This is a genomic window from Pseudoalteromonas spongiae UST010723-006, assembly GCF_000238255.3.
Taxonomy (GTDB): Bacteria; Pseudomonadota; Gammaproteobacteria; order Enterobacterales; family Alteromonadaceae; genus Pseudoalteromonas; species Pseudoalteromonas spongiae.
In genome coordinates this window covers 1,447,135-1,466,448 of the sequence record NZ_CP011040.1, presented here as the reverse complement: position 1 = coordinate 1,466,448, position 19,314 = coordinate 1,447,135, and the positions used below count along the sequence as shown (strand labels likewise).

The following is a 19,314-nucleotide window of genomic DNA, read 5'->3' as shown; positions in this document are numbered from 1 at the left end:
GTTGCAGCAAGGCAAACATAATGGCTGTAATTATCCGCTTTTTTAGCGCTTAATTCACTAAAATCGGAAAATAAATCGAGTTTTGGTCATCTATTGCCACATTTGGTGACTTATTTAAGCGAGTAAATTAAGGCAGTAAATTAAGCGAGTGAACAATGTGCTTGCGGCTAAAAGCGTAGACGAAACAAAGTAAATAGTGCGAGAGAATGATAACGCAATATGTGGCTACATCCTTGCTAGCCCGCTTTTACAAAGTGACAATAAACAAACTTTTGGGTTGTAGCAAAAGGTGTTGTATGGGTTTCATAGCGTTGTTCTTTAAGCACAAAATGCTCACCAAATTCGGCATGTAAGCTTTCTGCACTGTAACGCACAATAGGCAAGCCACTGCACTTTTCTGGGCCATCTTCTGCAAATGTGGCAATAATAATGTGGCCATGTGGTTTTAGCGCATGCAATAGGTTTTTAATGTAAGCGCTGCGCTCTTCAGGCGTTGTTAAAAAGTGAAACACCGCACGATCATGCCATACATCAAATTGCTGTTTTGGCAGTCTTACCTCTGTTATATCCGCTTCTATCCACCCAACATTTGCTGAACTTTCACCAATGCGCTTTTTAGCTGTTGCAAGGGCAGCACCAGATAAATCAAGCACCGATACATTTGTATGCCCATTTAACAGCAAATCATCAACCAAAGTGGACGCGCCGCCACCCACATCAATAATGGCGGCACTTTTTTCACAGTTTAAACGGTTTATAAACTTTAACGAGGTCACCGCATGCGGCTGAAACCAACTCACATCACTTGATTCTTTAGTCGTGTAAACCGTTTCCCAATGTGATTTCTTTTGCATAGTGTTTCCTGAGTTGGTTTGGTGATGCCTTAATGAACCGCGGAAAATAGTAGGCTAAAATAAGCGACGAAGTAGCGCAAGTCTACTGTTTTGCGTCCACGGTTTAATTAAATTGTTATGTTTCAAACCCACAGTTTCCAGCGGTAAAGATTACCCTAGGTTTCCGCTGCTAAATCGACATAGCACTTTGTTAAGCATATAAGATTTTTAGCATTTAAGTCTGTTTTAATTTTAAAACCTGAGAAGAACAAATCATCAAGTTGATACTTAATCATCGAATCATGATGTTCCCAATGATATGTTTTTCTAAAGTATTCTTGAGCCATTTCATCGCTCGGAAAGGAAAAAACCAATTCGAATTTAGCAGACTCTAAATCAGAGCGGCCTTTTCGAAGTGACTTAACTATTGTTTCGATTCTATCCATGCTCAACTTGAACTAACGCCCATTCATTAATGCGCTTGTTAGGTACACTTTACGCCAGAGTATTAAAGCTTTCTACTCTATCAATTAACTCTTGAGGGAAAAAAGTAGTACCAGTTAGGTTTTCACCGACCCAATTGGGACCGAGCTTAAATTTAGCCTCAAACAACTGGGGCAACCAATCATTTTTGAATTCACTCAGTGTAATTTGATAAGGCTTTCCATTTGAATATTCTGCGAGGTGCATAAGGCTCTTTCTAACTCGTAATTCTGTTGACCAAATAGGTAGGACGCAAGTGCCATCTTCTTCCACCCACTCTAGGAATTGATCATCTTCAAATTCAATAACCCATAATGATTGAAACTGATTAACATCTCGACAAAAAGCGTTGATTTGTGAACCTAGGCTCATCCGTGTACCTAACAATTTAATATGACCCAATGGGTCGTTTCTCTACCGAGCCGCGGGTCATTTTTTATCATTGAACCAGTTCTATCACAAAGGCTAACTTATTGCTATATATACTTTTAATCATTTAAGTAATTATGAAAAGGATAAAAACGCCCCATTGGGTCTTTTCCATGACTATAGGAGCAAGTTACTAGTTAAAATGCATAAATTCAACGTATGTTATTCGCTCCAATTTGCCCTTGAAGGCTGGTGTTGAGAAAAACTTCCCCCTTTAATCAAACCTGAAAACAAAATTTAAATGAATAATGCGAGACAGGGAGCGAAGCGGTTGAGCAAGTCATGCTGAGGCATGGATGCCGATTTATGGCGTTTATATTCACATTTAAATTATGTTTGAAGAGTTAGTTTGATTTCTGGGGCGGCTTTTTCTTGGTTCGTTCTTTTTGGCCGTTTAAAAAGAATGAACGAGCGCATCATGGATGATGCGAGATAACAATCAAGGATGAGTGCTACTTTGCAAACGACTACTCATAATCCAAAAGCCGATTAGCAACTCCATCCACAATCAATCTCCTCTACAATTTAACCAATCGGATCAGAGTCGTTGATTTCTAGATCGAACGACTACTGTGCCTGCGATTTTGTCATGCCAGCCTTGCTTTTTTGCATCAAAAGCGACCCCAAAAAACCTAAGCCTAGGGGAAATAACGAAATGTAGTAGCCAACATAACGAATAATTGATTGTTGTTTGGAGGGCGCATTGCCTGTTTTAGCATCTACTACTGCGGCAACTCAGCACTTAATAATGCAATCGCCAATTTATTGTTTTTGCTTTTTGCAACGTCTAACGCGGTGTTGCCGCGCTTATTTTTGCGTGATGTATCGGCACCGTTTTTAAGTAAAAAACGCAAGTTTTCAATTTTTCCTAAGTACGCAGCATCAATGGTGGGTGTGTCGCCATTATTATTCGCGATATTTACATCAGCACCGTTTGATACGAGTAGTTTTACTAGTTCAAAATTGTTGGTGCTCCAGCCAGCAAGTATTAGTGCGGTGTCGCCAGCCTTTGTTTGCGCATTTAGGTTTGCGCCTTGTTGTATTAGTAGCTTCGCTCCTTCCAATAAATAAGGGTCTTTACGAAAGCTTGTTATAAATAATGGCAGAACGGAGCTGTTTGAATTATGCAGCTGGGTTTTGTTGTTTGCGGTATTTTGTAGCATGCGAAAATAGTCGTGCTTGTTGTTGGTTAACGCAAATGCAAACAATGAATCTTTATTGATGATGACATTTTCAAACTTCGCGCCATGGTCAATCATGGCTTTTGCTATTTGAACGCGATTTAGTATTACCGATTGATAAAAAGCCTCGGTGATTACGGCGTGTTGATTGAGTGTAGATTCAGTAATTGTGTTATTTAGTGCGCTTAAATCATTATGTACCACCGCATCTATCAGCGGGTGATTTGGTACTAACGCGGGTGCTGTACTTTCGATAACGCCTTGTAGCCAAGGGTAAATAGACGACACTCGGGTGTAATATTCGCCAACGCCGTAGTGCCCCTCAGGAGTGCCATTGCTAACCTGATAAGAGCTTATGCCAATCACAATTGGCGTGTTATCAACAAGTACAAAAGCAGGGCCGCCACTGTCACCGCGCGAGCTTATGCCTTCAAACTGGGTCGCCGTTTCGGGTTTATTAAAAGTAAATCCAATCACATGCTCATTAGCACTTGCTACGGTATTTGTTGCGCCTCGTTGCTTAGCATCATCTCGAATAAGACCATCTTGCCCGTTGCCAAAGGTGCCTCTGCCCACAAAAATAACCTGTTGCCCAACTTCATTTTTTTGCTGATTTAAAGTCGCTGGTTTTGCATTTTTTAGAGGATCTTTTAATTGAACCAGCGCGGCATCATAAAATTCGTCATTTGCGCGTTTAAATTTAGGGTGGGTAACAATTTTTGCGACGCGGTAATGGCTGTTGATATGCCGCGCAGTAAAAATATCACTTTCTTTACCTGCTACACAGTGCGCTGCGGTTAACAGCCAGTTGTTATTAATTACGGTTGCGGCGCAACCAGCAACATAAGCAACAGACGGTGAATACTGCTCGCCAAGCGCTAGGTACTTTTTATCGTCTACATCATGCCTGATGACAATGGCATTAACTGCAGTTGTAGCAAAAAGTAGTGCGAGCGAAATAACTGTATTCAATGTCAAAACGTATATCCCTATGTTGAGTTTGCAAGTGAGCGATTTCGCGCCTTGTGTTTACATCATCACAGTGCTTTTAGAGCTAAAAAGCGCAAACTAGTGTTACTACAATAGGTGAGACAGGGATAAAAGCCAACAGTATTTTCTAAGCTAAACAGATTGTTAGCTTTGTTAAGCACCTATAAGCATTCTTGTGTAAATGCAGCCCATACCAACGGCTATAAAACCAAAAAAGCAGAGACTGAAAGTGCGTTCAGGTATTGCATGAAAGGCTAACGACGGCATTTGTTTTAAAATTGATAGTGGCGGAATAACTAACACGGAATGGCGTTCGAATTTTTTATATTTACTCGCGAGCTTGGCAAAAAACAATTTAAAGCCAGCGACATACATTAAAACAAAAGTTGAAGCACCAAGTAACTCAACCATCGCCATGAGCTCTATGCTCATCATGATTTCAGGCCCTGCTACAAGCAAAACAATTATTGCAGCTAATGAATGCCAACTTCCTTTTGCTATTAATTTTTTGAACGAGTTAAACAAAAACCTCTCCTTTTATAGCTAACTAATTAGTTAAGCGGCGTAGCTTAAGCACCTTGTTAGACTGAAATAAACGCATATAACCATGAGAAAAAGAAATACAAGGGTACAGCTATAAAACACGAAGGGACTAGCGGTAACATAAGCACGACTAAGTTGTATGCGACAAATGTGTTTACTGTCTGATCTTTAGAGCCATTAGCATGAATAAAGTCATCTGTTGCATCTCTATTTTTAACTTCTTTATAGCCACTATCGAAATCAGGTGCGTTAGTAACAACAGCTTTATACATGTACTTAAACAATGGTGAGCAGATCAAAGCGCCTGTTATCACTGAAATTAGCGCTATTCCTATATTCAATGTTCACTCCTTGAAACTTAATAGTGTTGATAATACTTGGTAAAAATTAGTGACGAAGGAGCTTCAACAAATTGTTATGTTGCATTGAACCCTAAATTATTTATTTGTGCTCCACAATAAAAGCAATTTGTACGACGCTTTGAAATTCTGTGACCACAATCAGAACACTCAGTTGGTTGTGCTAATTTGCCATCGGCTTTACCATCTCGAAGATCTATTTCTTCAATTTTCTCCATAATTTGTTTTTGAGATATACCCAATTCATTTAATAGCTCTAACGCTGCCAAGTTCATAATATAAAGTTGGTCTATTTTTTCGGAAAGAGTGTCAACATGCGCTTCATTTTGATACGAACGAATTTTTGTTTGACTACCTTCAACTGAATTTTTAGATATTCGAAGATCTTGAAACATATTGGTTAGAAATTGCATCCGTTCTCCTTAGAAATATAACAGCGTATTAGCGTGCATAATGATTTAAGCGCTTTATATCGTGCAGACCAATAATTTTTTATTTAATTATTTCAGTAGATTATCAGTATCGTTTTAGGCTTACAACGTGAAGCTTGGCAAGTATTAAAATTGCCTCACTTAATCGCGTCTAAATTGGTATTGGTATAGACTTCTTCCTGAATTTTCACGTTTTATCTCAAGCGTTTTCATTAATTAGTTTGATCGGCGTGACATATCCTGTTTGGACATTAAGCCTTGTTAATTTTTACACCACGGATTTATCGTAACACACTAATTCTACAACATTATTCTCAGGGTCTTTTACGTAAATTGATCGCCACTGACACCATTGATGTTCGGCGGTTATTACTTCGCAACCGGCATTTTCTAGCCTTGTTTTCTCGCTTAAGTAATCTTCTGATGAAATTTCTAATGCAAAATGATGCAGGCTTGAACAAGCTGGTTCAATGGTTGAGGTATTGTCATTGACAAATGCTCTCGGTAACTCTTCGGCAAATAAGCCGATTACTTGTGTATGACCACCAAAGCCCTCTGCAATTTTAAAAAATGCGACTTTGGGAAATTCTTTAATCAGTTCAAGGCCAATAATGTTGGCGTAGAACGCTTTCATACTATCCAGATCGCGCACTCTAAGTACTGTTTCGCCTAATCCTTTAATTGCAGGGTTCATCTCTTTCTCCTTAAAACATAATACCAATTCACTTAAGTAGCTGATCATCCTAGCGGACTAAATATCATGCTAACTGCGTTAGAATTTATCAATGTAGAACAACTACATAAGAAAAATTCAGCCTTGTTACCATTTCATTTATCCAGCGCTATCTCTGATCACATACTTAACAGAATTGGTATAACAGCGTATTAGTGTGCGTAACGATTTAAGCGCGTTATCTAGATCTTAAAACCTTGCAGACTAATTATTTTTTATTTAATTATTTCAGTAGATTATCAGTATAGCTTTAGGCTTACAATGTTAAGTTTGGCAAGTGTATTTATGGCTTACTTAATGGCGCGAAACGTTGGATTACGTAAGGCAGCGGTTTAATTTAAATACGAGAGAAGCCTAAAAGTTTGCTTTGTGCAGCGTGTTTACAGCTAAGCAAAGGATTTAAACTGTGCTCTTATAAGAGAGCTAATTAATTATTTTGCGCCGCAATATCGGGTGCTTTAATAACAAAGTCACGTTCTCTGTCGCCGTCGAATCCGACTGCGCTATACACTTTATGGGCACCATTTAGCTTTGCGCCAGATAGCAGCATGACTTTGTAGCAGCTTAACTGCCATGCTAAATCAATTGCATAACTGAGTACTTGCTGGCTTAACCCTTGACGGCGAAAATCGCGGCGCGTTACAACATGTTCAATTAAACCAAACGGGCGTGCGCCAACGGCAATGCTTAAATTGATACTGAGTGCACACGTAGCTGCAAGCGTGCCATTAATATCAGCAACCACTATATGGGTTCTGTCGTCACTAATTATTTGTTGCCAGCGCTCAATGGCAAGTGAATCGGGCAGCGTTGGGTCGCTTGGTCGCAATTCGTTATAGAGCGTTAATACACCAACTAAATCATCCTTGTTAGCGAGTCGGATCATGGTATTTCCCTTGTTTGGCTACGTTATTGCGATTGCTTTTGTGTGCGTTTTAGCCAACGAATTTGTTCACTTTGGTCGCGCGTGGGGGTGCCGCCGTTGTCTTTTAGTGTTTGCGCGTTTTGTGCCAGCATGCGCTCGGTGTTGAGCTCAATTTTCTCAAGTACTGTCATCAGTAATGTTTGCTCTTCATCACTAATGCCATCGAGCACATCTTCACAGCGTTTGGCCATGTAGTTAGCAATATTTTGGTAAATAGGTATGCCAGCTTTGCTTAATTCAACAAATTTACTGCGGCTGGTGGCATGGTCGTTGGCGGCTTGAATAAGCCCTTCTTTTAACAGGCCATTGATTGCACGGGTAACTGAATAAGGGTCGAGCCGTGTTTGGTAAGCAATATCAGCCGCATTAATCGGCCCATAAGAGCCAACATTTAATAGTACGCGAATTGCTCGGGTGTCTAGGTCGGTAATTTGTTTTACATAGGCGTCTCTATCAAGTACCAGTAAATTACTGGCGGTTGCAATGCGGTAGGGAACCTGCTGATAGAGGTCAATCGCGTCATTGGTTTTACTGCTTAATGAAAAAGACGTTTGGCGTTTGTTTGTTGTCATAGCGCGTTATTGATTTTTATATTTAGGCACGGTACTGGCTGCAAAATAGCATATTTAGCCGATGTGAAACACTGAGAAATAAGTTTGTACAAAAACTAGACATGGTTTAGTGACTTGATTATATTTATGTTGCATATGCAACATAAATATAATCAACAGGAGAAATAGCATGGCGTTAGTAGCCCCTTTATCACCCGATCACGATAGCGAAGTGGCAGAACTAGCAAAGTTTTTTAACGAAACCTTAGGCTTTTGCCCAAATAGCGTATTAACCATGCAAATTCGCCCAGAAATAGCCCGCGCATTTATTAATTTAAACAAAGCGGTAATGGCAAATGATGGGCGCGTAACAGCAGAGCAAAAGCGTTTAATTGGTTACATCACCAGCGCAAATACTGGGTGTCGTTACTGCGAAGCACATACAATTTTAGCGGCTGAGCGTTATGGCGGTAGCGATGAACGTTTAAAGCATATTTGGCAATTTAGGTTATCCGATTTATACACTGATGCTGAAAAAGCGGCGTTTGAATTTGCCTTAGCAGCCTCAAGCGTGCCTAATGCGGTTGATGATGCGATTTCGGCAAATTTAAAAGAACATTGGGATGATGGCGAAGTGGTTGAAATTTTGGGTGTGATATCACTGTTTGGTTATTTAAACCGCTGGAACGATAGCATGGGCACCACCATGGAAGCGGGCGCTGTTGCCGCAGGAAAAGAACACCTAACACACAATGGTTGGCAGGTTGGTAAACACCAATAAGTGAATTATTGAAAAACTGAATATTGCACTTAAAAGTTATTTTTTAAGTGCAAACTTCACGGCGGCATCGGCATGAATGCCTGTAGTGTCGTAAAGGGGAATCTCCGTATCGTTTTGTGATACTAATAATGCGATTTCAGTACAGCCAAGAATTATCGCTTGCGCACCTTGGCGGTGAAGCTTATTGATGATTGCGAGGTAACGTTCTTTTGACTCAAGATTGATTTCGCCAAGGCATAGTTCGTTGTAAATAACGCTATGTACACAGTCGCGATCTTCTTGGTTGGGTACAATAACATCAATACCAAACCTTTCTGTTAGGCGGTTTTTATAAAAGCCTTGCTCCATGGTAAATGCGGTGCCAAGCAAACCAACGCGCGATATATCGTCTTGTATCAATTGTGCTGCGGTGGCGTCGGCAATATGCAGTAGCGGAATCGAAATATTCTCTTCAATTTGGTGCGCTACTTTATGCATGGTGTTGGTACAAATAAGTAGGCAGTGCGCACCTGCTGCTTCTAAATCTTGCGCAGATTTTGCTAGCATGTCGCCCATTTTTTGCCATTCGCCTGCCCGTTGCAGTTTTTCGATATGATCAAAATTAACGCTATAAAGTAAAATTTCTGCGCTATTAAGCCCGCCAAGCGCGGCTTTTACACCTTGGTTAATGGCTTTGTAGTAATTGAGCGTTGACTCCCAACTCATGCCACCTAAAAGACCGATTGTTTTCATCAATTACCAATAACACGCTTGATTAAGAGGCAATACACAACGTACTTCGCCAGTTAGTTCGCTAAGTGGTTTATCGCCAAGTGCAACCGCTTGCCAACCATGAGGGTACGACAGTGAAAAGGGCGGAATTAACAGAGTATCAGCCACCGCTTGAAACCCCGTTTTACTGTAAAAGTTAGGGTCGCCATAGGTCACAACAAAATCCACGTTGTGTGTTTTTAAATACGTAAGCGCGTGGTTTATGAGTGCTTGCCCGATGCCTTTACCTTGCTGCGAAGAAGCCACCGCCATTGGCGAGAGGATCACCGTGGTAAGATTTGGTTGGTTGCTAATCCATAATTTACTAAACAGTACAGCGGCAAAAAGCGTATCGTGCTCTTTAGCAACAAAGCCAATCAGTTCATCGCTTGTGCAGTCATTCAGCATGCGTTCGGTGAGTTCGCCGATTTTTAACCCAGCCTTTGCGCCATCAGCGTCGCTAAAAACATGGGTAAAGAGCGCAGTGATATCGGCGGCTGCATGATGAGAAATGGATTCAAATTGCATGTTAAACAGTTCCTTGCTTACATTGATTAATAAGTTTAGTGCTGTTTGCAATATTGTTGCGAGTTAATTTAGCAGTAATCACTTCAGATTTTGCGCTAAGTGTATTGATGTCTTGCAACCAAATTGAAATCGACTCATCGTGAATGGTGTGTGCGAGTTGATAGTTTCCGCCAGCTGGCAATGTGAGGTTGAAATTGGCAAATGCAACTTGGTACGAGTTGTGGTTATTTGCCTCTTGGTAAGTCGCTTTTACCCAAATATTGTGTTTACCCGCAGGGTATTGCCTTGCCGTAACCCAAGTGGCGGGTTTGTGCTTATGGCACATTAGGTAAACATATTCTTTTCTACCTTGGCTATTATCGTAGCTGGTATTTTCAATACGAAAGTGCCCTTGTTTAATGTCGTTATTAAAAGGCGACATAGCACAGGCAAACAGGTTACTTAATAAGAGTAAAATAATGAGGTGTTTAGTCATCATAATTCCATTTTGATGAGAGACGCGCTAGCGTACGGATTTTTGTGCCAAACTGCAACTGGTTGGGTAGTCGGTATAGCCTTTTTCACCGCCACCATAAAATGTACTGTGCGCATTATTGGCTAATTGCGTTAGTGGCATATTGCCCTTCATGCGCTCAACTAAATCGGGGTTACAAATATAGGCTGTACCAAAGGCAAATAGGTCTGCCATGCCTTTATTTAAAAAGCAGTTGGCAAGCTCTTGCGTTAAACCGCCCGCCAACATTATTGGATGTGGGTAAAGCGAGCGTATTTTTTTGCGATACGTATCGGTGATTGGCTGATAATTACCAATATTTTCAGATAGGTGCAAATAAGCGAGCTTGATTGGTGCGAGCGCCTTTAAAAGTGCTAGGGTTAAGGTTGGCATGTCGCTGTCATGCTGTTGAAAGCTGCTAGAAACAAATGGCGAAATACGCAGCCCCACTTTGTCGCTGCCAATAGCATTAGCCACAGCTTGGCACACATCAATTGTTAATCGAATACGGTTTTCAATTGAGCCACCGTATTTATCATCGCGTGTGTTGGCATAACGGCGCATAAATTGATCTAGCAAGTAACCGTGTGCGCCGTGAATTTCTACTCCATCGAATCCCGCCTGCATGGCGTTTTTCGCAGCAATAACAAAGTCATTCACCGTGTTTTGAATATCGCTTAAATCCATGGCTTTTGGCATTGTGGTGTCTATCATGCCTAGTTCGCCATTTGGTAGCGGGCCGTAAACTTTATCGGGTTCTTTTATTGCTGATGGTGACAGTGGTTGTAGCCCTTCGATAGCTGTACTTGAACGCCTGCCAACGTGCCACAACTGAGCAAAAATCTTGCCGTCGCGCTCGTGTACTGCATGGGTAACTTTACGCCAACCAGCAATCTGCTGTTCAGTGTAAATACCCGGCGTAAGTGAATAGCCGCGCGCAACCCCTGAAATAGGCGTTCCTTCGCTAATAATTAAACCCGCAGTTGCACGCTGAGCATAATAGGTTGCCATTAGGTCGTTAGGAATGTTGCCCGGTTGCGACGCCCGCGAACGCGTCATAGGCGCCATAACAATGCGATTTTTGAGTGTTACTGATCCTAATTGGATCGGATCAAACAGGCTTAACTTCATGAATTAAGCGTGTACGCTAAAATTTCGACAATTTGTGATGGTGATGTGGCCCACGCTTGCGCGCTGCCGTCTACTTCTTTTAATGCATGAACAATTTCTTCGCTATGCAGTGTTATGTAGGGCTTGCCAAGGGCGGCGCAGTAACCTGCATCAAATGCGGCGTTCCACTGTTTGTATTTATCACCAAAGCGAATAATCGCTAAATCACATGATTTAATGGCATTTTGAATACGTATTGCATTTACTTTTGCTGATTTGTGGTCGCGCCAAAATGAGTTAGTTTCTTCGCCTAGGCAATCGCCAGCAGCATCGCTTGATTCGTGATCTGTGTTTGGTGAGACAAACTGAATATCGAGATTTTTAGCTTGGCAGCCAGCAATAATTTGTTCGCGCCAATCACTGTGGATTTCACCTGATAAATAAACTTTCATTAAATGCCCCTTACTTATATGTTGTGTGTTGTTGGCTAATTTCATTAACTAGGGTCTGTTGACCTTTCAAGTTCGTTTTTGCAGCAGTTTGATTGGGTTTTATACAAGGCAGCGGCTGCGTGGCATAGTTATTCTATGTGAGTAAGCCGATAACACAGTAGAAAAGCCAATCAAGCGCTGCCGAACGGTTCTTTTGAGCGCACTTTTCTCATTGTTGCTCGATATTCGCTTAGATTGCTAGGCCACACATCGAGCGCCGCGATAAAAGCACGCTCAAAGAGAACAAAAATAGAACAGCAACGTTCAACAGACCCTAGCCAACTCAACCCTAACCTATTGCTTCAGCCAAATATAGTTTATGCGTTGCTTAGAGAGTTTCAGCGGTAAAATGACGTAATTAGTACCATACACGGTAATATTTGTGACTTCACCTTCGCTAAGTGCAAAGCTGTTGCTTTCACTTTCTAATTGCCACGCGCTGTTTTTAGCCAACACCTTAAACACGGTTCGCCCTGCATCGTTTGGAATTTTAACCTCTAACTGAGCGTTGTCTCCGTAAGCGGCAACTAACGCATCTTTTTGGTAGAGGCCGGTAAATTTAACCGCGCCTTGAGGCGAGTGCTGAGATGTATTTTTTAATCTACAATCACTGCAATTTACCACTGTTTGCCCGTTAAAATTTACTGCAACGTTTTGGTAATTTAAGCCAGTGTTAGTCAATTGCCAATCTGGCGAGCTGCTATCAAAGCAGCCCACCAAGAGTAACAACAAGATTACAATCGTTACTCTTTTCATGTTATTTACCAGCAGTAGAAATCATTTTTAACAGCTCCTTAGACGGCGCTTGTTCAACAATAACTTCTTGTAGATCAGAGTTCATTACGTTTTGTGGCTTTTGCTGTTCATTCGCAGTAAGCGTAGCGCCACCGTTTGCACCACTCCAATAACGCGTGAAGGTCAGCATTAAGTTGCCCCATTCGTTAAAGTCGTTTAGCTCGGCACTTAGTTCGCCATCAAAGTTTAAGTCGTAGTTAGTTAATACGTCGCTGCTGTTGCCGTTACAATCAAAATCAACCGCAACAGAATTTGCATTGACTAAACCAAGCGACTCATCGATTTGAGCTTCGTTAATTGTGCCGTTAACACCGTGCGAGTAGCTGATTTTGAAATCTGCTGGTGCAGAGGTGAAACCATTTGTTAGTTGCGTACCCTCTGGGAAACAGTTGTTGTTACCAGAGAAGAAACGACGGTGGTAACGATCGCCTTCGCTTTCGCCGATAGTTGATAAACCACTTAATTGATACAAGTAGTTCATTACGCTGTGGTGATTAGGTTTATTATTGGTGTGGTTGTTACCGCCATGACCAAGGCCTAGGTTGTGACCTAGCTCATGCATAATCGTGCCTGCTTGCATGTTGTAAACAACATTGCGGTCTATTTCCGTTTCTAGGCTAAAGCCCCAGTTACCCATAGAAATAATAAAGTCATTACCGTTGATTTCAGCAAGGCCAGAAGAACCTGCTGAGCCATCTTCGTTCTGACTATTTGCCATTAGCATGTAGTGGAAAATAGGACGACGTTTGATGTCGAAGTTTTTCACTTTATGGTCAAGAATACTTGGTGCTTCAGCTGAACCTGCAAAGTTAGTTTGCGCGTAAAACTCAACTTGGTTACCGCCGCCTAAGTCATAGTCAGCTGGCGAAATACCTTCAGCTTGGTGGTATAAATCACCAGCATCAAAATGCATTGCAATATTTTGCGCTGCAAATGCCGCTTTAACTGAATCTAATGCTTGACGATGCAATTGAATACCTGGGTCATTACTTTCCATGTAGTCGACTTCGATAAAGATGTCTCTTACACCTGCGCGAGCACCCCACTCATAAAGTGGTAGGCCTGCAAAGGTTGCGCCTTCTTGTTCGGCGCAATCTGGAATGCCGTCGTTGTCGTCATCGGTATTACAGGCTACGTCATTTTGTCCGCCTGGTGTCATGTAATAGCTTACTTGCCAGTCTTGCGCTGAGTTTGTATCGCTATCAAGCGCTGTGCGAACAACACTCATACCTAGGTCTTCTTCCATTGGCGCGGCATTATTACCTGCTTGCCATTGGCTTGCGTCAGTTGGCAGGTAGGCATTTTCACCAAAGCTAACAAAATCTACCGTTGTACCAGACACCGTTTGTAATTCAACAAAACCGCCTGAGTAGTACCATTCAGGGTGAATATTTGATTCGTCTGAAATTAACATTAGCTGATCTGATTCAGCGACACTTTGTTGCCAGTAGCCATTACCGTGCTTTGCTTGCAGCACAATAAATTCACCCGGTGCGAGCGTTTTGTCTGAAAGTGCAAAAGATCTTACGCCAGTATCACTCCAATCGGTATAGTTAATGCTTTCGGCAACAATTTGATAGCCTGCAAGTGAAACAGGGCTGGCCGTACCGTTATAAACTTCTACCCAACGATTATCATCCCAGTATTTTGACGATGACACTTCTGAAATAAGCAGATCGCTGTTTTCAGTTTTAAATGTAAAGCTTTGTTCAACAAGCGACGTACCGTGGAAGTTGGCAACATCACCCGTTACTTTTACAACGTAATCACTTGATGCAGAAAGGCTTTGAGCTGGATCTAAGGTTAAAACAGTTGGGTTAGCATCAGTTGTTGCTGAGCTTAAAGTAAGCGCAACACATGTAACAAAGTTATCGTTACTTACCTGAATGCTGCCGCTACATTGTGCATCTGAATTAGTGGTAACGCTGGTTGCGTCTAATACATCGTCGAATGAAATTGTAATCTTGCTATCAACTGCGACTAAACGTGCGTTTGATTCGGGTGTTTTGGTCACAATTACAGGGGCACTTGTATCAACTAATTGAATACTCACTAACTGCGTTGTTTCAAGGTCGCCATCGCTTAAGGTGATTTCAAACTCTTGGTCTTCAGCGCTGTTTAGGCTCGGAGTATAAGAAAATACGTTGTTTTCAAGTAATGTTAATTCACCTTGTTGCGGCGCAGCTTTAATTGCAACTTGTACCGTGTCGCCATCAGGATCTGAAATGCCTAAATCAAACTCTAGCGCTTGATTAAATTCAACTTGTACTTGAGATGCATCAGTAATCGGTGCGCGGTTTACATCGGTAATAGTAGTGCTGATGTTTAGCGTTGATTGTGCACCATCGTTGTCGCTTGCGGTTACGGTAAAACCGACAGCGCTATCGCTGGTAACTTCTGGCGCAGTAAAGCTTAAACTGCCATTAGCATATGCGAACTCGACCGTTGGGCCGCTAGTTTGCACTACGTTTGACGACTTAATGCTACCGTCACTGTCTGAAAGTGTAATGGCAATAGCAACATCACCACGCTCAGGGTAGGCACTGGCAATATTGCTTGAAATAGTTGGTGCTTTATTCGGTTTGTCGTCGGAACCACATGCCGTGAGTAAGAGAATGCTCGATGCAATTAGGCTCGCTTTAAATACTGGCGCTTGCATTTTAGTCCTTTATTTTTATTGTTAAGAATTTGAAATAATGGCGTAAATGAAAGCGCAAGTCTAGCGATTGTGATGGATTGTAATATTATGTTTTTAAATGACTTAATTAAATTTTGTTTATCAATCTTGTGCAACAAAAAGGCGGGTGAGTTTATTTACAACAGGTGCAACTAAGGTAACTGTTGGAAACGCAACAACAAATGCAAACCCCCAAGCTTTTAACCAAAGCGAGATTAAATTATCAACAAAGCCAACGTTGAATAATGTGATAACAAACGACATTAAAAATGACATTAACAGTGCCATAAAAAATGAAAAGACAAAACGTTGGTATTTGCTTGGGATCATTGCAGGGGACAACTTTATTTATAAAACACGCGCCAAGTTTACCATAGTAGCGCGTGTTTCAGGCAAGTCATGCGATTAAACAACACGAAACATCAATACTATTTAACCTAAGCTCAGCTTATTTAATTAAATTTAATATCGCTTTAAAGTGCTCGTCGCGGCAATCTTTCACTAATTCAAACAGGCTCATTTCAAGCCCCGTAATATGTGCACCCAATTGCTGCAGTTTAGTGATGGCAAGCTGTTTATTTTCTGCTTTACGAGATGCAATACAGTCACCCACCAAGTGTACTTGGTAATTGTTGAGCAGCAAACTAGAGCAGGTTTGATAAACACAAATATGCGCTTCAATACCACAAACCAGCCAATGAGCCTTACTTTCGTGCTCAATTGTTTGCATAAACACGGGCTCGCGAAAGGCATCAAAGGTGTATTTTGTGATCGGCGTAATATCGTCTAGTAAGTTTGCTATTTTAGGGTGTGTTTCACCTAATTTTTCAGGGTTTTGTTCAAGCCAAATGATCGGAAGATTAAGAATTTTCGCGCCTGAGATAAGCGCGCAACACTGGTCAATATAGGCATCACCGCCTGCCATTAGGCTTGCTAGTTTTCCTTGAATATCAACAACAATTAAGCCTGCATTATTACGTGTAATCATGTTATTTGCCTCGATTGTTCGCTCTGAGTTTAGCCTTTAGTGCGAGAGTAAACGGTTAATAATGGAAAATGACTTTCACCAAATTGAATGGTGAGCGATAAGGTTTCATCGTCTTTAAACATTTGCTCAAATGCTAATGGGCGAATACGCGCGCCATTGCTAACTTGTGCCATTAAATGTTTATGATTGAGCGTACGCGAGCCATTAGCAAGGTTTTGAATGGTCACTACGGCGAAACGCTCACCATTTTCGTTGCTCATTAACACAAAGTTTTTTACATGGAAGTCGCTTAATTCAGGTTCGATGTTGCGCTCGTTTGGAAATGCCAGTTCAAAACTATGTGGTACGACGCGATCAACACTAATCACATTTTGATTAGCAAATAAGGTAAGTGGCGAAAATGCGATAAGGCAAAATAATAATCTAATCATAAAAACTCCATTTAATTGGTATAAACAGGCGCTAAGGCGCTTCCTGTTTGGTTACGAAAGTAACACACTCTTTGATAGCAGCAGTATTAATATTTAGTTGTTTAAGCGTTTGTGCTATTTGCGAGCGGACTGGGTGCAAGTGCTCGCTATTGGTAAAATTGGATAAGGCATTTGTGTCTTCAAAAACGCATGTAATCTGCAAACTTTGCGGAAATTTTTGAAAGTTAACTGTGTGCGTAACCCAGCAAAACCCCGCTAAGTCTTTAAGGGTTTCTTCGCAAAGTTTCGTGAGCGCAATGCGGATTTGGTTATCTAATTTTTTATCGGATTTACGCATGTAATTTAAAAACCTTGGGCAGCGATTATTCGCTGCCCACTATAACTAACCTAAGCGTTAGATAACACATTATTTTCTAGCAATTATTTCTGTATTAAATGTGTTCACAATAGGTTGTTATTAACCCTCTAATTAGTTTTTACCTTTTAAATCAAACACCACATTAATTGTCGCCTTAAAGGTGAGATCGTCTTGTAAATAGGTACCGGGCGAAACCGATCCCATGTCAGCACTCATCATGCGTGCATTACCCATTTTTTCCATTGTTCCGTAATGCTTAATTTGGTCGTAATTTTGCGCGTTAATACTGTAAACCTTGCCAAGTGCTGCGCCAAATGAATTGGCGAGGGCTGCACCATTGGTTTTCGCATTTTCAATGGCAAGTTCCACCGCTTTTTGCTGGAGCTGTTCTTCTTTTGACGAAGCCATTTCAACACGTTGAATTTGGTTTACTTCAACGCTTAACGCTAAATCCATCACATCACTAAGCATGGTTAAATCGTTCACGGTTACTTGAATTGAGCGACTTGCAGCGTAGCCAACATGCAGTTGTTTACGCTCTTGCTGCGAATACTCGTATCGCGGTGATACAGCAATGCGTGATGCAACAATGTCTTTTTCGCTAATATTGTATTTTTTAAGACCTTTTAACAGGGTATTAAAGCGTTTATCGACTTCAGCTTTGGCCTCTGCACTTTTTTTATCGGTATTCTCTACCGAAAAATGTAAAACGGCGATATCTGGCTTAACTGTGGTTTCGCCGTAGCCGGTAATGGCAATATGGCGGTGATTTGGCAGCGGGCTGTTGGCAAATGCAAAACTTGAAAGGGCTAATAGCGATAGGTAAAACAATGGCTTCATGGTGCGTCCTTTTTAAATAAGTCTCTGTTTTGAGATACGAATTATAAATAAGTTCACCATAAAGCATTGTGAAGAATTGTTAAACCGCCATAAAATTACCGTGAAACCCAAGTGGTAAGGTGTAAGGCAGCCATGCGCGGCAAATAGGCCCATCACTAACATGACCTATTTTGAAAATATTAACGCAGGTTCGTTTTGACGGCACATGAAGCGCTGTGCCGACTAAATAGCCATTGCCTTCTTGATGCGAGTTATCAACAATCACATGCTCTTCAACCAAAAAGTCTTCGCCATACACAAAGGTATCTTGCTTGCCATTATTTACATTAACCACGCGTACACTGTCGCTCCATACATCACTTTTTACTGATGATAAGGTCACCAGTAAATTATTTTGTAACCCTGTTAAGTGGTCGTACACACGTGGAAATTCGCTGATACCTGCAATGGTTTGTTTATGAGCACTGCCGTTTTTATAAAGTGTGAACAATACAGTATTGGCAGGCGTTGCATTGGACGTTTTACCACGCATTAAATCACTCATATGATGTAAGTTTTCACAATTTGGGTAAAGGCTGGCATCAAAGCGAATCGTACCATCGGTGTCTTCCCACGCATTACCAAAATGAAAGGCAAAGCCTGCATCCACTTGGTATTCACGCGTCAGTGTTAAGGTATTTTTGTCAATGACTAATACCTTCATAGGCAGGCTTTTGTTGAATCGAATTGCGCTGAACAAACGCTCATCGGTTTTATCTCTATCAAGTGACGGTAAGATGATCAGTATATTATTCTGCGTGATTAAAAAGTCATGTAACATGCCGCCACGGTAATTGGTTTTAAGTAGATTTACTTTTTGCGTTATTCCGCGGTTATTAAGATGGTAAAGTACAATGTCGCCAGTAACGGTACTGCCAAAATTCCAAATCGTGCGGTCTGCTTCAATTTTTGGGTGTGCTGAAAAAGCGAGTCCTTTTAAACTATTGCTATAACGTGTGTTTTCGCCAAGGTTTACAAGACCTTTTGCGTCCAAACTACTTGTATCTATTGCGGTTGCAGAGCCAGCTTCCCAAAGTGCCCACAGCTCGCCATTTACCGGAATAATATTGGTATTGGCAGCATTAATAATGTCGGTTTTATTGACAGGCAAGCTGCCGGGTAATTTGCTATTTGGTCCAGAGAATAAAAATTTATCTGCGGCTTGCTCTTGAGTGTACTTGTTGGTTTTTACAAACTTTGCGCGGTGCTGAATGCCAGTATCAGCAAAATTAAAGTGTTGGATCATGCCATCACCTTCAAACAGATGAGTGTAGCGTTGTCCATTGCGCTGATGCACCGCAGGCCCATTACGATAAAAATTGCCGCGAAGCGCTTTTGGTAATTTCCCTTCAATGGTTAAGTTTTGCCAAGGAATATCACCAGACATGCTTTTTAAACCAATTAAACTAGGGTTACTAAGAGCAGCCTTGTCAAAACTGGTTGCGAACTGCGCCATGATATCTTCATTTGCGCTCGCCAAATTTGCTAGCGCAGGAAAGGGGTTACAAGCAGCTGCAGCAACAGATAAACCGAGCATACTTTTTAAGGCTTCACGTCTTTGCATTACTTCGCTCC

At 41.4% G+C, this 19,314-nt stretch carries 23 protein-coding genes; 1 reads left to right on the top strand and 22 read right to left on the bottom strand.

The features are described from left to right. Positions 1–236: 236 nt before the first annotated feature. The 10 genes from PSPO_RS20810 to PSPO_RS20760 form a co-directional block, all read right to left on the bottom strand. The gene (locus PSPO_RS20810; RefSeq protein ID WP_010558590.1) at positions 237–854 is read right to left on the bottom strand and encodes a class I SAM-dependent methyltransferase; all 618 of its coding nucleotides are present in this window, start codon (positions 852–854) and stop codon (positions 237–239) included. A 155-nt stretch (positions 855–1,009) separates the two neighbouring features. Next, on the bottom strand, positions 1,010–1,279 hold the full coding sequence (locus PSPO_RS20805) for a hypothetical protein (RefSeq protein ID WP_010558591.1): 270 nt from the start codon (positions 1,277–1,279) through the stop codon (positions 1,010–1,012). 49 nt (positions 1,280–1,328) lie between these two features. Then, positions 1,329–1,688: a DUF2750 domain-containing protein gene (locus tag PSPO_RS20800; RefSeq protein ID WP_010558592.1), complete on the bottom strand. Its 360-nt coding sequence runs from the start codon at positions 1,686–1,688 to the stop codon at positions 1,329–1,331. Positions 1,689–2,467: 779 nt separating this feature from the next. Beyond that, positions 2,468–3,904, bottom strand: a complete 1,437-nt coding sequence (locus PSPO_RS20790; RefSeq protein ID WP_010558593.1) for a trypsin-like serine protease — start codon at positions 3,902–3,904, stop codon at positions 2,468–2,470. 165 nt (positions 3,905–4,069) lie between these two features. Continuing rightward, on the bottom strand, positions 4,070–4,441 hold the full coding sequence (locus PSPO_RS20785) for a hypothetical protein (protein ID WP_010558594.1): 372 nt from the start codon (positions 4,439–4,441) through the stop codon (positions 4,070–4,072). 56 nt (positions 4,442–4,497) lie between these two features. Further along, complete coding sequence (locus PSPO_RS20780) at positions 4,498–4,800, bottom strand: hypothetical protein (protein WP_010558595.1); 303 nt, start codon at positions 4,798–4,800, stop codon at positions 4,498–4,500. Between the two features lie 74 nt (positions 4,801–4,874). After that, positions 4,875–5,231, bottom strand: a complete 357-nt coding sequence (locus PSPO_RS20775; protein ID WP_010558596.1) for a zinc ribbon domain-containing protein — start codon at positions 5,229–5,231, stop codon at positions 4,875–4,877. 286 nt (positions 5,232–5,517) lie between these two features. Beyond that, positions 5,518–5,943 (bottom strand): VOC family protein, encoded by a 426-nt coding sequence (locus tag PSPO_RS20770; RefSeq protein WP_010558597.1) that lies wholly within the window; start codon positions 5,941–5,943, stop codon positions 5,518–5,520. 466 nt (positions 5,944–6,409) lie between these two features. Further along, a complete protein-coding gene (locus PSPO_RS20765; protein ID WP_010558598.1) occupies positions 6,410–6,868 on the bottom strand; it encodes a GNAT family N-acetyltransferase in 459 nt (152 codons plus the stop codon). Positions 6,869–6,891: 23 nt separating this feature from the next. Continuing rightward, positions 6,892–7,479 carry a MarR family winged helix-turn-helix transcriptional regulator gene (locus tag PSPO_RS20760; protein ID WP_010558599.1) on the bottom strand — a complete coding sequence of 196 codons (588 nt, stop codon included), beginning with the start codon at positions 7,477–7,479 and terminating at the stop codon, positions 6,892–6,894. Between the two features lie 169 nt (positions 7,480–7,648). Here PSPO_RS20760 and PSPO_RS20755 point away from each other — a divergent pair, with 169 nt between their 5' ends. Next, positions 7,649–8,239, top strand: coding sequence for a carboxymuconolactone decarboxylase family protein (locus PSPO_RS20755; RefSeq protein WP_010558600.1), 591 nt, complete (start codon positions 7,649–7,651; stop codon positions 8,237–8,239). 36 nt (positions 8,240–8,275) lie between these two features. Here PSPO_RS20755 and PSPO_RS20750 read toward each other — a convergent pair whose 3' ends face one another. From PSPO_RS20750 to PSPO_RS20690, 12 genes are all read right to left on the bottom strand, one after another. After that, the gene (locus tag PSPO_RS20750; protein ID WP_010558601.1) at positions 8,276–8,971 is read right to left on the bottom strand and encodes an aspartate/glutamate racemase family protein; all 696 of its coding nucleotides are present in this window, start codon (positions 8,969–8,971) and stop codon (positions 8,276–8,278) included. Positions 8,972–8,974: 3 nt separating this feature from the next. Next, positions 8,975–9,517, bottom strand: a complete 543-nt coding sequence (locus PSPO_RS20745) for a GNAT family N-acetyltransferase (RefSeq protein WP_010558602.1) — start codon at positions 9,515–9,517, stop codon at positions 8,975–8,977. Position 9,518: 1 nt separating this feature from the next. Further along, positions 9,519–9,992 carry a hypothetical protein gene (locus PSPO_RS20740; protein ID WP_010558603.1) on the bottom strand — a complete coding sequence of 158 codons (474 nt, stop codon included), beginning with the start codon at positions 9,990–9,992 and terminating at the stop codon, positions 9,519–9,521. A 27-nt stretch (positions 9,993–10,019) separates the two neighbouring features. After that, positions 10,020–11,141, bottom strand: a complete 1,122-nt coding sequence (locus tag PSPO_RS20735) for an alkene reductase (protein ID WP_010558604.1) — start codon at positions 11,139–11,141, stop codon at positions 10,020–10,022. Further along, complete coding sequence (locus PSPO_RS20730; RefSeq protein ID WP_010558605.1) at positions 11,138–11,572, bottom strand: YtoQ family protein; 435 nt, start codon at positions 11,570–11,572, stop codon at positions 11,138–11,140. Before PSPO_RS20730 ends, PSPO_RS20735 begins: the two co-directional genes overlap by 4 nt. A 333-nt stretch (positions 11,573–11,905) precedes the next feature. Continuing rightward, a complete protein-coding gene (locus PSPO_RS20725; RefSeq protein ID WP_010558606.1) occupies positions 11,906–12,367 on the bottom strand; it encodes a hypothetical protein in 462 nt (153 codons plus the stop codon). Between the two features lies 1 nt (position 12,368). After that, on the bottom strand, positions 12,369–15,065 hold the full coding sequence (locus PSPO_RS20720) for an Ig-like domain-containing protein (RefSeq protein ID WP_010558607.1): 2,697 nt from the start codon (positions 15,063–15,065) through the stop codon (positions 12,369–12,371). 120 nt (positions 15,066–15,185) lie between these two features. Further along, the gene (locus PSPO_RS20715; protein WP_010558608.1) at positions 15,186–15,413 is read right to left on the bottom strand and encodes a DUF2798 domain-containing protein; all 228 of its coding nucleotides are present in this window, start codon (positions 15,411–15,413) and stop codon (positions 15,186–15,188) included. A gap of 118 nt (positions 15,414–15,531) precedes the next feature. Beyond that, entirely contained in the window at positions 15,532–16,071 is a 540-nt protein-coding gene (locus PSPO_RS20710) for an isochorismatase family protein (protein ID WP_010558609.1), read from the bottom strand. A 29-nt stretch (positions 16,072–16,100) separates the two neighbouring features. Then, positions 16,101–16,502: a hypothetical protein gene (locus PSPO_RS20705; RefSeq protein WP_010558610.1), complete on the bottom strand. Its 402-nt coding sequence runs from the start codon at positions 16,500–16,502 to the stop codon at positions 16,101–16,103. 469 nt (positions 16,503–16,971) lie between these two features. Continuing rightward, positions 16,972–17,700, bottom strand: a complete 729-nt coding sequence (locus PSPO_RS20695) for an SIMPL domain-containing protein (RefSeq protein ID WP_010558612.1) — start codon at positions 17,698–17,700, stop codon at positions 16,972–16,974. Positions 17,701–17,779: 79 nt separating this feature from the next. Next, positions 17,780–19,303 carry a carotenoid oxygenase family protein gene (locus PSPO_RS20690; RefSeq protein WP_010558613.1) on the bottom strand — a complete coding sequence of 508 codons (1,524 nt, stop codon included), beginning with the start codon at positions 19,301–19,303 and terminating at the stop codon, positions 17,780–17,782. Positions 19,304–19,314 lie beyond the last annotated feature (11 nt).